Source organism: Brasilonema angustatum (assembly GCF_059505445.1).
Map to the genome: position 1 here is coordinate 20750 of NZ_JCACKO010000055.1, position 13816 is coordinate 34565.

The following is a 13816-nucleotide window of genomic DNA, read 5'->3' on the forward strand; positions in this document are numbered from 1 at the left end:
TTTGATACCAAGAACGAACGTTACAAGATAAGTTGTGATTAGCTTACACATTCTGCTGAACTCGTTGACAAGATAAAGGACATGATTCTATGAATCTCAAGCAATTTGTAGTAGAACTCTCTCATCAGGATGTGGAGTTGTGGGTTGAAGGCAATCGCTTGTGCGTTGATGCTCCAGAGGGAGTATTGACACCACAAACTCGTGACTTATTAGCTAAGTATAAAACAGAACTTATCTTGTTGCTGGACGAGAAAAATACGGATACCGCTACAGATTTACCTTTGATTAAAGCCGAGCGTCCTCAGAACATACCTCTGTCTTTTGCTCAAGAACAACTCTGGTTATTAAACCAGTTGGAACCAGATAACCCCTTCTACAACGAATACGTAGCTCTAAAACTTCACGGTCATTTGAACGTCGTAGCGCTAGAGCAAAGCCTCAACAAAATCATCTCTCGCCACGAAGTTTTACGTACCAACTTCCAGACCTTCAGCGAGCAGCCAGTCCAAGTCATTGCTGACAGCTTAACTTTAAGTGTGCCAGTAGTAGACCTTACAAAACTACCTGAAAGTGAAAGAGAAATCGCTTACCAACAATTAGCCACAGCAGAAACTGCTCGACCCTTTGACCTTACTAGTTCTCCTTTAATCCGAGTTTCTGTAGCTAAACTTACAGAGGTAGAATACGCTTTGGTACTAACAATACACCACATTGTCTTTGATAGTTGGTCAATGGGCGTATTGATGGGCGAGTTAACAACCATTTACTCAGCTCTGTGCAATAACTCGTCCCCAGAACTGCCTGAGTTACCAATTCAGTATGCCGACTTTGCTATTTGGCAACGGGAATGGTTGCAAACAGAAGTACTCCAAACGCAGCTTGATTACTGGAAGCAACTACTCAAAAATGCTCCTACCTTATTAGAACTACCCACAGACAAACCAAGACCAGCGATTCAAACTTACCGGGGTGCAACTCAATATATAAAATCTTCAAATGAACTGAGCAAAGCCCTTGCTAATTTTAGTAGGCAAGAGGGAGCCACCTTATTCATGACGCTGTTCGCAGCTTATGTCACCTTGCTTTATCGCTATACAGGCTCCGATGACATTGTAGTGGGTACGCCCCTTGCTAACCGCGATCGCTTGGAATTTGAAGGGTTAATTGGCTTTTTTGTCAACACTTTAGTGCTACGTACCGATTTGTCAGGCAACCCCAGTTTTCAGCAGTTGCTAAGTCGAGTGCGGCAGGTAACGCTGCAAGCTTACACTCATCCAGATCTGCCCTTTGAGGAGTTGGTCAAAGCATTGCAGCCACAACGAAACCTCAGCCATACACCACTGTTTCAGGTGTTGTTTGTCCTCCAGAATGTTCCCATATCTGAAGTAGATTTGGCTGGCTTAACTCTCAGTTCTTTGCCAGTAGAAGGTGCAACTGCCAAGTTTGATTTAAGTTTATCAATGCAAAACACTGCAACCGGACTGGTGAGTGTGTGGCAGTACAATGCTGACTTGTTTGATGCCAGCACAATCGAGCGAATGGGAGGTCATTTTGTGACCTTGCTCAAAAGCATTGTTAACAACCCACAGCAGCAAATTTCCCAATTACCACTGCTGACAGAAGTTGAGCAACAGCAGTTATTAGTTGAGTGGAACAATACCCAGTCCCACTATCCCCAGGATAAATGTATTCATCAATTGTTTGAGGAGCAGTGTTTGAGTACACCCGATGCTGTGGCAGTTGTATTTGAAAATCAACATCTGACATACCGTCAATTAAACTGCCATGCTAACTCTTTAGCGCACTACGTCAAATCTTTGGGTGTGAAACCAGATACGCTGGTCAGTATTTGTGTCGAGCGTTCTTTAGATATGGTGGTGGGAGTGCTGGGCATTCTCAAAGCGGGTGGGGCATATCTGCCACTTGACCCAGATTATCCGCCCGAACGTTTAAACTTCATGTTAGAAGATACTCAAGTTCAAGTATTGCTGACTCAACGGCGACTTGTTGACAAACTTCCCGAGCATCAAGCAAAACTTATTTGTTTAGATGAAGTCTGGGAACAAATCGCCCAAAACAATCAAGATAACCCAACCAGTGGAGTCAAAGCTTTTCATTTAGCTAATGTAATTTACACCTCTGGCTCAACAGGTAGACCTAAAGGTGTCATGGTTGAGCATAAAGGACTATGCAACTTAGCTCAAGCTCAGATTCAGACTTTTGGCGTCAACTCTGATAGTCGCGTTCTCCAGTTTGCCTCTTTTAGTTTTGACGCTTCTATCTCAGAAATTTTAATGACTCTGGGATCGGGGGCAACGCTGTATTTGGGAACAAAAGACTCTTTGTTACCAGGGCAGCCATTAATTGAGCGATTACGGGATTATTGCATTACCCATATCACCCTACCACCATCGGCACTGGCAGTTATGTCACAAGAAGAACTGCCAGCACTGCAAACAATAATTGTAGCTGGAGAAGCTTGTTCTGCTGAGTTAATCAAGCAATGGTCTGTTGGCAAAAACTTCTTCAATGCCTACGGACCAACAGAAGCTAGTGTCTGTGCCACGATTGCAAAACACACTGATGACAAGAAAATATCTATTGGTAAGGCGATCGCCAATACACAAGTGTACATCTTAGACCAAAATTTGCAACCAGTGCCCGTGGGTGTACCAGGAGAGCTACATATTGCTGGTGTTGGGTTAGCAAGAGGCTACCTCAATCGTTCCGAGTTGACACAAGAGAAATTTATCTTCAACCCCTTTGGTTCTGGTCGCCTCTATAAAACCGGAGATAAGGCACGTTATTTACCAGATGGTAACATCGAGTATATTGGACGAATTGACAACCAAGTAAAAATACGCGGCTTCCGGATCGAATTGGGAGAAATCGAAACAGTCCTGGGACAACATAGTGATGTGCGGGTATCTTGTGTCATCGCCCGTGAGGATAACAAGAGTGATAAACGCTTAGTTGCCTATGTGGTAGCACATCAACAGTGTACACCTACAATTAGTGAACTACGGCAATTCCTGAAAGCAAAGTTACCAGACTACATGATGCCTCAGGCTTTTGTGATATTGGAGTCCCTACCACTAACACCAAACGGCAAGGTAAACCGTCGCGCTTTGCCCACACCAGATTTACACAGTGAGCGAATAGACAAATATGTTGCCCCACGTAACCCAATTGAAGAAATGCTGGCACAAATTTGGGCGCAAGTACTGACAGTAGAACTTGTAGGCATACGTGATAATTTCTTTGAACTTGGGGGACACTCATTACTAGCAACACAACTGGTTTCACGTATCCGCAACATTTTCAAAGTGGAACTACCATTGCGTGAGTTGTTTGCAAAAGCAACAGTTGCCGAATTAGCGCAATCGATTGGGCAATTGCAGCAACAAAACTTAGAACTAACTTCTCCACCCATCTTAAGGCGGGCAGAGAATGCACAATTACCACTGTCATTTGCTCAACAGCGTTTGTGGTTTTTAGACCAGTTACAGCCTCTGGGTAGCTTATATAACATACCCCTAACTTTACGTCTATTCGGAACTCTCAATCAACCTGCCTTAGAACAAAGCTTACAAGAAATTATTCATCGCCATGAGGCGTTACGTACCAATTTCATTACAGTTGATGGAAAACCTTCTCAAATTATTCAAACACAAACGAATTGGTCACTATCAATTATTGACTGCGAAGATCTCCCAACAAGCGAAAAAGAAATTGTTACACAGCAATTAGTACAAAAACAAGCACAACAACCTTTTAACCTGGCAGATGAACCATTAGTCAGAGCAACGTTAGTCGTGCTGTCTGATACAGAACATGCTTTGTTGGTGTATATACATCACATTGTCTCTGATGGTTGGTCAATGGGTGTGTTTATCCAAGAGCTAGCATCGCTGTATAATGCTTATTCTCAAGGTCTGTCGTCACCGTTAGCGCCACTGCCGATTCAGTACGCAGATTTCGCAATTTGGCAGCGAAACTGGTTGCAAGGGGATGTACTCCAAAGCCAACTCTCTTACTGGCAACAACAACTAGCTGACGCACCAACTTTATTGTCGCTACCCACCGATCGACCCAGAGGGGCTGTGCAAACTTACCACGGCGCATATCAAGAGTTGGTACTCTCAAAAGAACTAAGTGTTGCGCTCAAACAATTGAGTCAAAAAGAAAGTTGTACCCTCTTCATGACGCTGTTAGCAACATTCCAAATCTTGCTATGGCGCTATAGTGGGCAGGATAATATTTGCATAGGTACGCCGATCGCCAACCGCAACCGTGCAGAAGTTGAAGGGCTAATTGGCTTTTTTATCAATACCCTTGTGTTGCGTACCCGCTTAGATGGTAATCCCAGTTTTAGGCAGCTACTATCACGGGTGCAAGAAGTAGCTTTGGGAGCATACGCTCATCAAGATTTGCCTTTTGAAATGTTGGTGGAAGCATTGCAACCAGAACGAAATCTCAGCCATAACCCAATTTTTCAGGTGTGGTTTAATTTACAGAATTTGGCACAAACCCAAGTAGAACTTTTTGGGCTGTCTTTAGAACCTATATTGATGTCAGAAGCAGCTTCCAAGTTTGACTTAAGCTTGTATGTTGCAGAACACGAACAAGGAATAACTCTGCAACTACTTTATAATGCTGACCTATTTACTTCAGAACGAATGGTGGAAATGGTGCAACAATACCATCATTTGCTGAATCAAATTGTTGTCGATCCTGATAGTGCGTTAGCGAAACTTACCGTTCGCGGAGCGTCTCCGATAGGAGAAGGTATCGCCTCTTATTCTCTTGTCACACCACAAGCCCGACTTTTGTTGCCAGATCCCACAACAGCTATACCAGAACCAGAATACGAATTAGTCACAACAACGTTTACCTCTTGGGTAAATAGCACCCCAGAACGGTCAGCTGTGTGTCAAGCATCTCGCACTTGGAATTATGGAGAATTAGGCAAAAGCGCTCAAGCTTTAGCAAGGGTGATGCTGAGTCACGGAATCAAACGGGGAGATGTCGTAGTTTTGTATGGGACATCAAGTTTTGGATTGATTGCCAGTGCGATCGCTGTTCTCTTGAGTGGAGGAGTGCTACTAACCATCGATCCGCAACTTCCCAGCCAACGCCACCGACTGATGCTTCAGGAAGCTAAAGCTAAACTCATATTGTACGTCGAAAGTCAACCCTCTAAAGATTTGGAAATATGGCAGTCTTTAACTATCATCTACGTAAATCCAGACACAGTAGCGGCTATAAATTCTTTAGAAAGCAGTCATACAATACCCCTACCGGAAATATCTGGTGATGATGCAGCCTATATTTTCTTTACTTCTGGTACTACTGGCGTTCCTAAAGGAGTGTTGGGGTGTCACAAAGGAATGGCGCATTTTCTCAACTGGCAAAGACAAACTTTTGGAATTGGGCAACAAGACCGCATTGCCCAATTAACAGGATTTTCCTTTGATGTCGTCCTTAGAGATATTTTCTTACCTTTGACCAGTGGTGCAACCTTGTGTCTGCCAGCACAAGGAGATAAGTTAGAACCGACGAAAATTTTGCGCTACTTAGAACGCGAGCAGATTTCTGTTCTCCACACAGTTCCTTCCTTGGCGCAATCATGGTTAGCTAATGTCCCCTCGGAATCTCTGCATAACTTACGCTGGTTATTCTTAGCTGGAGAACCTTTGAAGAAGACACTCGTACTACAGTGGCGAGATGCTTTCCCCCAAGCAGGTGAAATCGTTAATCTGTATGGACCAACAGAGACAACTTTAGCGAAATGTTATTACCAAGTACCTAGCGAACCGAGAGAAGGGGTACAGCCAGTAGGACAAACACTTCCTGAAACTCAAGCACTAGTTTTGGGTGCAAATCACCAACTGTGTGGCATTGGGGAACCGGGCGAGATTGTTTTGCGGACACCATTCCGCAGTTTGGGCTATATTAACGCCCCTGAAGAAATGCGCTCTCGGTTTGTCAAAAACCATTTTCGCAATGATGAAGGAGACTTGCTGTATTATACAGGCGATCACGGTCGCTATCTTCCAGATGGCTCTCTAGAAATTCTTGGTCGCCAAGATCGTCAAGTTAAGATTCGCGGCATACGTATTGAACTTGGAGAAATTGAGACAGTATTAGGACAACACCCATCTGTGCATCAGACTGTAGTAATTGCCCATGAAGAACGCTTAGTGGCTTACATTATCACCATTCAGGATTCAACACCTACCATTAGTGAAATTCGACGCTTTCTTTCCACTAAGCTGCCACAGTACATGCTACCTTCTAGTTTTGTCTTCCTAAATAGCTTACCACTGACACCCAACGGCAAGATAGACCACCGCGCTTTACCTACACCTTCTAACATTAATAACTTAGACACATTTGTCGAACCCCGTAACCAATTAGAACTGCAACTGGTGCAAATTTGGTCAAAGATTCTCAAAGTTGACAAAGTGGGAGTACAAGATAACTTTTTTGACCTTGGTGGTCATTCGCTTTTAGCTCCTTACTTAATGACTCAAATCAAGCAGCTGTTTGGTAAAGATTTACCTTTAGCAAGCCTCTTCCAAAACCCAACTATTGAACAGTTGGCAACAATTTTACAAATAAACTCGGATTACTCAAATTCGTCATGTCTAGTACCAATTCAGCCAAACGGTTCAAAGTTACCTTTCTTCTGCATTCCCGGCGCTGGTGGCGAGCCTTTCTACTTGTATCACTTAGGGCGTTATTTAGGAGTTGACCAACCTTTATACAGTTTTCAAGCAAACAATCTAGATGAATTAGAATCAGCCACCCGAATTAAGGATATGGCTAGTCATTATATTCAAGCAATGCAAGCCGTTCAGCCACAAGGCCCATACTTTTTAGGAGGGCATTCTTTAGGAAGTATAGTAGCTTTTGAAATGGCGGCTCAGTTACTTCATCAAAGACATGAGGTTGCTCTAGTCGTCATGATTGATATGTCAGCACCAACCTCTAAAGACAAAAAAGCACGTATTGAGCGTCTTGATTGGGATCATGCTAGGTGGTTGATTGAGTTGGTCAAAGCAGTAGAAGTTTCTCTATCAACGAACGAAGTTTCTCTATCAACGAACATCGATATTTCTTACGATACCCTGCGATCGTTGCCTGTGAAGGAGCAACTAAAATACGTTTTACAGCATTTAAAAATGGTGAATATGCTCCCTCCTAACGCTGAAACTACGCAGTTGAAAAACATGGTGCAAGCTTTAAAAGCTAACTCTCTATCTCTAATTAATTATGTACCACAACAAATTTATCCTGGTCGAATTACCCTTCTATGTGCCAGCGAGACTCCTCCGGAACGGTTGGCTAGCAAGTTTTCTGAGATTTCCCAGGATTCTACCTGTGGCTGGAGTGAGTTTTCTTGCGAACCAGTAGATATCCATTTTGTTCCGGGCAACCATATCACGATGATGGCTGAACCCCACGTCCAGGTCTTAGCCGAACGGTTGAAAGCTTGTATCCAGAAAGCACAAGCAAACATCTAAACCTTTCAATTAGTCTCCTTTAGTATTATTGGGAAGGGTTTAGTTAAGTTTAAATTAAAATGTCAGAGAACTGCATTATGACTACTTTTCATCAGATGAAATCCAAGGTGTGGGAAAAAAAGCAAGAGTATCCCTTAACTACAGAGTCTTTAAGAATGCTCTTGAATAACCGAACTCCTTTAATTCGATTAAAAGAATTTGCTACACCACAAGAGTGTGAGAGTTTAGTAGCTCAAGCTCAATTGTTCAACTTTGACTGCTATCAAGATGTGCATCCCAAGATTGAGCGAATTGGTATCACAGTATTTGAATATAATCACATTAGTAAAACAGCTTATTTTCAAGCAGTAGAACGCACAACTAAATTAAGAGACTGCATTATGGCAGCGTCTTTCAATCCATTAGAACGCTTAATGGTAAAAATTCGACAGTGTACAGGCGCGACTGTGCGAATTGCTTCAGAACCCTTCTATGGTAATTATTATGCAGGGCTGATTAGAAAAATAGAGCAAGGTACTCAACTTCATATTGATTATGCCCCGTTAGAACAATCCCAATGGGAAGTTGGTACAGTTATTTCTCAACTTTCCTGGAATTTGTATTTAAAATTTTCTCCTAATAATCATGGCAAAACACGTATTTACGGTCGCCAGTGGCAACCAGGAGATGACCAATATAAACTCGATTCCTACGGCTATAGTGATACAGTAATTGCAGATGCAGATATGATCGCTTTCCAACCTTATGTAGGAGATGTATTCATTTTCAATACACGCAATTTTCACACTGTTGAGCCGATGAATGGACGACGTGTGACTTTCACTTCCGCGATTGGATTACTACCTAACGGTGAAATTATTTTGTGGTCTTGAAGCTGATCAGTAGGAGGTAGGAAGCAATTTAGTAAACATAGTGAGGAAGTGATTCTATGCCTTTAGCAGCTGTGATGACTGCTCCTAATCACCCAATTGAAGTCCAACAATTACCAGATCCAATTCTGGAAAAAGGTGGAATCATTATTGAAACCTTATATAGTGAAGTTTGTGGAACTGATGTACATTTACTACGTGGGCACCTGCAGGGAGTACCGTATCCAATTATCCCTGGGCATTTCTCAGTTGGTCGTGTGGTAGAAACAGGTGGACTCCTTTGTGATGTCAATGGTAAGTTAATTCAACCTGGAGACTTCGCCACTTTCTTGGATGTCCACGAAACCTGTTACAACTGCTGGTATTGTCTAGTAGCCAAAGCATCCACTCGCTGTCCACAACGCAAGGTTTATGGTGTTACCTACTCAGCGAAAGATGGGTTATTGGGTGGTTGGTCTGAACTAATTTACCTCAAACCAGGGGTTAAAGTTCTAACTTTACCCGAAGAAGTCTCACCAAAGCAATTTATTGCTGGGGGGTGTGCGTTACCAACTGCACTACATGCAATTGATCGAGCGCAGATTCAAATTGGCGATGTTGTTGTAGTGCAGGGTTGCGGACCTGTGGGTTTGAATGTAGCAATTTTAGCTTTGCTATCAGGTGCGGGCAAAGTGATTGTCATTGATAAATTTGAGAGCCGATTATTAGTTGCCAAATCCTTCGGTGTAGATGAAACCCTTGTAATTAACGCTAATGAGCCACGACAACATATTGAGCGGGTTTTGGAATTGACGCACGGACACGGTGCTGATGTCACTATTGAAGCCACAGGCATTCCCATTGCTGTCAAAGAGGGTTTGAACATGACGAGAAATGGAGGTCGTTATGTTATTGTCGGGCATTACACAAATACGGGTGAAATTCTCATCAATCCACACTTGGAAATTAATCTAAAACATATTGATATTCGCGGAACTTGGGGAATTGATTTCAGCCATTTTTACAGAATGATTGAATTACTAAAACGTCATAGTGCTCCCGGCAAAAATATTGCTTGGTCAAGCATAATTAGTCGTTCATATACTTTAGAAGAAATTAATCAAGCGCTGGCAGATGTAGAACAAGGGTGTGTATTAAAAGCTGTGATTCAACCTAATCTTTAAATATTTTGATTACCAATAAACCTGAGGATTATCTATGAATATCACTGTCGAAAATAATTTTAATCAAACTTCAGTAGGTGAAATTGAACGTATTCATAAACCTACGCCAGAGGACTTTAAACGCATAGTCCTCTCTTATAAACATCCTGTGATTTTTACTGGGATGTTAGATGAATGGAAAGCATATTCTTTATGGTCATTAGATTATTTGAATACTGTTTTAGGTGATAAAGAAATTACTGTTCGCGTTTCTGAAAATCAAAAATTTACCTACACTCCAAATAGTGACAAAAAGTACCAGACAACAAAAATGAAATTTACTGAATTCACAGATTGGATTGTGAATAAAAAAAATGACAACCAATACTATTACCTTCAGGGATATCCATTTGATACTACCTTTCCGGAATTATTTTCAGATATAAAAATTCCAGATATTATCGATAAAAACCTATGCCTCGATACTGCTCACTGGATGGGTATTTCAGAGATGGAGATTCCAGATTTTCTTGATAAAACCTCATCACTGGCTACTATTTTTTGGATGAGTACCAATAGCAATATTACGCAACTACATCACGATTTCGTAGAAAGTGTGTTATGTCAAGTGCGTGGTCGAAAGCGAATTTTACTGTTTGAACCAAAACAAAGTCCCTTTCTATATCCTTTCCCTAAAAATTCAAAAATACCATTCCTGAGTCAATTAAATATTGACCAACCTGACCTGGATAAATTTCCTCAATTTAAAAATGCAAAATATACAGAGTGTATCCTAAAATCAGGTGAAATACTATTTTTTCCCTCCTTTTGGTGGCATCAAGTCTACTCTCTCGATGAGCTAAATATTTCTGTTAGTTTTGTTTGGTATACAAAACTTAAAAAGTTTTTTAGACGCAAGATTTTCCAGGAAAACAAATAGCGGGACTTAGACAAAAAACACCAAAAAAAAGCCTCAAATCTTTATACAGAAAGACTTTTACATCGTTTTGTCTGGTTTTTTGATACATCTGGGTTTGCGCTATTTTTGAGCATTTGGTGTATTTCCCTTAGTCTGTATGGGTTTGAGGCTTATTTTTCACTCAATTTTATTTAAGTCTCAATAGGGTCAAAAAACTTAGTTTCAATCGATGATAAAAATATCAGAGACTACTATTGGCTGGAATAACAGGGAGAAGATATGCTAAAAAACTTACGAATTGCCTTTATCGGCGGTGGCACGATGGGCGAAATGATAATTAGTAGATTGTTATCAACAAAAACTGTTCAAAAACCTGAACTAATTATAGTCAGCGATCCACTTTCTACTCGATGCCTTGATTTAGAAAAGGAATATGGACTAAGTACTACAAAGAGCAACATAGAAGCTGTGCAAGGTGCATCGATTGTAATCTTGGCGGTGAAACCGCAGGTTTTGGCAGAGGTTATGGCTATGCTGAAGGATAAAATTCCACCTGATACTTTAGTAATTAGTATTGTAAGTGGAGTGAGTATTCCATCTCTGTGCCAAGGGTTAAATCATGCTGCTGTTGTTCGTACAATGCCGAATATTGCAGTACAAGTTGGTCATGGAACTACGGTGTGGAGTGCATCATCAAGTGTGACAGAAATACAGCGATCGCATACCCAAGTCATTTTACAAGCATTAGGCAAAGAATTTGCGACTCAAAATGAACATTACCTTGATATGGCAACGGCGCTGAGTAGTGCGGGGACTGGATTTGTATTTCTCTACATTGAAGCGATGATTGATGCTGGGGTGAGGATGGGTTTAACTCGGACACAAGCCCAAGAACTAACATTGCATACGATTGCTGGTAGTGTAGAACTTATGTTTCACACGAGTGAACATCCAGCAGTCTTACGCAACAAGGTAACTAGTCCTGGGGGAGTGACTGCTGCTGGTCTTTACGAGTTAGAAAAAGGTGGTATGCGAACTGTCATCTCTAATGCGGTGCTTGCTGCTTTGAGCCGCACTCAAGAATTAGGTAATATGAGTTGAAATTTTAGTCTTCCGTGGATTTTTTTATTTGGTAATTATGACTGATTATTGAATACTAAAAAGTATTAAATTCCATTTTTAAAAATTGCAGTTGATTTGTCAAATATGCCAACCCAAGTTATTCAAGCTCAACGGTCAACAAATGCTTTTTCAGGTTTTATCCAATTCTGGAAAGATGTAGCAGCGATCGCTGGTCCTTACTGGTATCCCAGCAAGCCAGGGGAAAGAGCCTTTTCAGATGTAATTCGTGCTTGGGGAATGCTTATTCTCCTAATATTGTTAATAATCACTCTTGTAGGTATAACTACATTTAATAGTTTTATTCATCGCTATTTAATCGATGTTATCATTCAAGAAAAAGATTATTCTAAATTTACTTATACTATATCCTTCTATGCTGTTGGACTTGTATTGATTACGCTTTTAGTAGGATTTACGAAATTTGTTAGAAAACAAATTTCTCTTGATTGGTATAGATGGCTCAACAATCACATTTTAAATAAATATTTGACCAATCGTGCTTATTATAAAATTAATTTTAAAGCGGACCTTGATAACCCAGATCAACGTTTATCTCAAGAAATTGAGCCAATTACCAGTAGTGCCCTCGGTTTTTCAGCTACTTTCCTAGAAAAAGCACTGGAAATGATAACTTTTTTAATAGTTGTCTGGACAATTTCACAACAAATAGCTATTGCTCTAATTATCTATACAATAGTAGGCAACTTTATTGCTATTTATTTAAATCAAGAATTAATTAAAATTAATCAGGCAGAACTTGAGGCGAAAGCTGATTATAGTTATTGTCTAACTCATGTTCGCAATCACGCTGAATCAATAGCTTTTTTTCGAGGAGAAGAACAGGAACTAAATATAATTCAACGCCGATTTCGTATTTTGATAAAAGATATTAAACAAAAGATTGATTGGGAGAGAAATAAGGAAATTTTTAACAGAGGATACCGGGCTGTTATCGAACTGATCGCACTCATAGTACTCGCACCTTTATATATTAAAGGTGAAATTGATTTTGGACAAGTTGGACAAGCTACTACAGCTTGCTATATGTTTGCTGGTGCTTTGGAAGAATTAATACGTGAATTTGGCACTTCTGGAAGATTTTCCAGTTATGTTGAGCGTTTATCTGAATTTTCAAGTGCGTTAGAAGCAGTCACTAAACAACCAGATAATGTAAGTACTATTAAATCAATAGAAGAGAATCATTTCGCTTTTGAGCATGTCACCTTACAAACGCCAAACTATGAACAGGTTATAGTCGAAGATTTGTCACTCGTTGTTCAACCAGGAGAAGGTTTATTGATTGTTGGACCGAGTGGTCGAGGTAAAAGTTCTCTGTTGAGGGCGATTGCTGGTTTGTGGAACGCAGGAACTGGTCGGCTGGTGCGACCTCCTCTAGAAGAAGTTTTATTTTTGCCCCAACGTCCTTATATAATTTTGGGAACTTTACGCGAGCAATTACTTTATCCTAATACAAATCGTCAAATGAGCGATGCAGAACTCAAAGAAGTTTTGCAACAAGTCAATCTGCAAAACTTGCTAAGTAGAATCGAAGGCTTTGATACAGAAGTTCCTTGGGAGAACATATTATCGCTGGGAGAACAACAACGCCTTGCATTTGCACGATTGCTAGTTACTCATCCTAGGTTCACTATATTAGATGAAGCAACCAGTGCTTTAGATTTGAAGAATGAAGGACATTTATATCAACAGTTACAAGAAACCAAAACAACTTTTATCAGTGTTGGACATCGAGAAAGTCTATTTAACTATCATCAATGGGTTCTAGAACTTTCACAAGATTCCAGTTGGCAACTTGTGACCGTACAGGATTATCAGACTCAAAAAGCAAAAGAAATTGTCACTAATCCTCCTGAAAATACTCAAATCAAAATAGATGATTTTTCCAATAATGAATCCCAAATCCAGCCAGAAGTAACGGCAGAAATAGGCATAATCGAAGGACTTTCTCATAAAGAAATACAGATATTAACAAACTATTCCCTTGGCACCGTTAGAAGAAAGGCAAGCCAAGGTAAGTCCATTAAAGGCAAGGATGGCTCTACCTACCGCTACAACAAAGACCCCAAGGTTTTGAAATGGGTGAAAGTTTAGTAGTTACTCATACTTTTTAGGTAAAACTTTACATTAACTTAATTCCTGGTCACCTCTGCTCATAACGCTAAGGGACTTCCAAGCAATAAAATCACCCAAAGCAAGAATAATAATCATTTGGAG

Annotated in this window: 6 protein-coding genes; all 6 read left to right on the forward strand. The window is 40.6% G+C overall.

What is annotated here, in order from left to right; translation table 11 throughout:
* Positions 1–89 precede the first annotated feature (89 nt).
* The 6 genes from AC5JM2_RS12000 to AC5JM2_RS12025 all read left to right on the forward strand — a co-directional run bounded on the left by AC5JM2_RS12000 (position 90) and on the right by AC5JM2_RS12025 (position 13693).
* Complete coding sequence (locus tag AC5JM2_RS12000; protein ID WP_495835106.1) at positions 90–7529, forward strand: amino acid adenylation domain-containing protein; 7440 nt, start codon at positions 90–92, stop codon at positions 7527–7529.
* A gap of 77 nt (positions 7530–7606) precedes the next feature.
* Complete coding sequence (locus tag AC5JM2_RS12005; RefSeq protein ID WP_495835107.1) at positions 7607–8401, forward strand: 2OG-Fe(II)-dependent halogenase WelO5 family protein; 795 nt, start codon at positions 7607–7609, stop codon at positions 8399–8401.
* A gap of 56 nt (positions 8402–8457) precedes the next feature.
* Complete coding sequence (locus tag AC5JM2_RS12010) at positions 8458–9561, forward strand: zinc-binding dehydrogenase (protein WP_495835108.1); 1104 nt, start codon at positions 8458–8460, stop codon at positions 9559–9561.
* A 34-nt stretch (positions 9562–9595) separates the two neighbouring features.
* The gene (locus AC5JM2_RS12015) at positions 9596–10480 is read left to right on the forward strand and encodes a cupin-like domain-containing protein (protein WP_495835109.1); all 885 of its coding nucleotides are present in this window, start codon (positions 9596–9598) and stop codon (positions 10478–10480) included.
* Positions 10481–10738: 258 nt separating this feature from the next.
* Positions 10739–11560, forward strand: a complete 822-nt coding sequence (proC, locus tag AC5JM2_RS12020) for a pyrroline-5-carboxylate reductase (RefSeq protein WP_495835110.1) — start codon at positions 10739–10741, stop codon at positions 11558–11560.
* A gap of 105 nt (positions 11561–11665) precedes the next feature.
* Positions 11666–13693 carry an ABC transporter ATP-binding protein/permease gene (locus tag AC5JM2_RS12025; protein WP_495835111.1) on the forward strand — a complete coding sequence of 676 codons (2028 nt, stop codon included), beginning with the start codon at positions 11666–11668 and terminating at the stop codon, positions 13691–13693.
* The last annotated feature ends 123 nt before the right edge of the window (positions 13694–13816 follow it).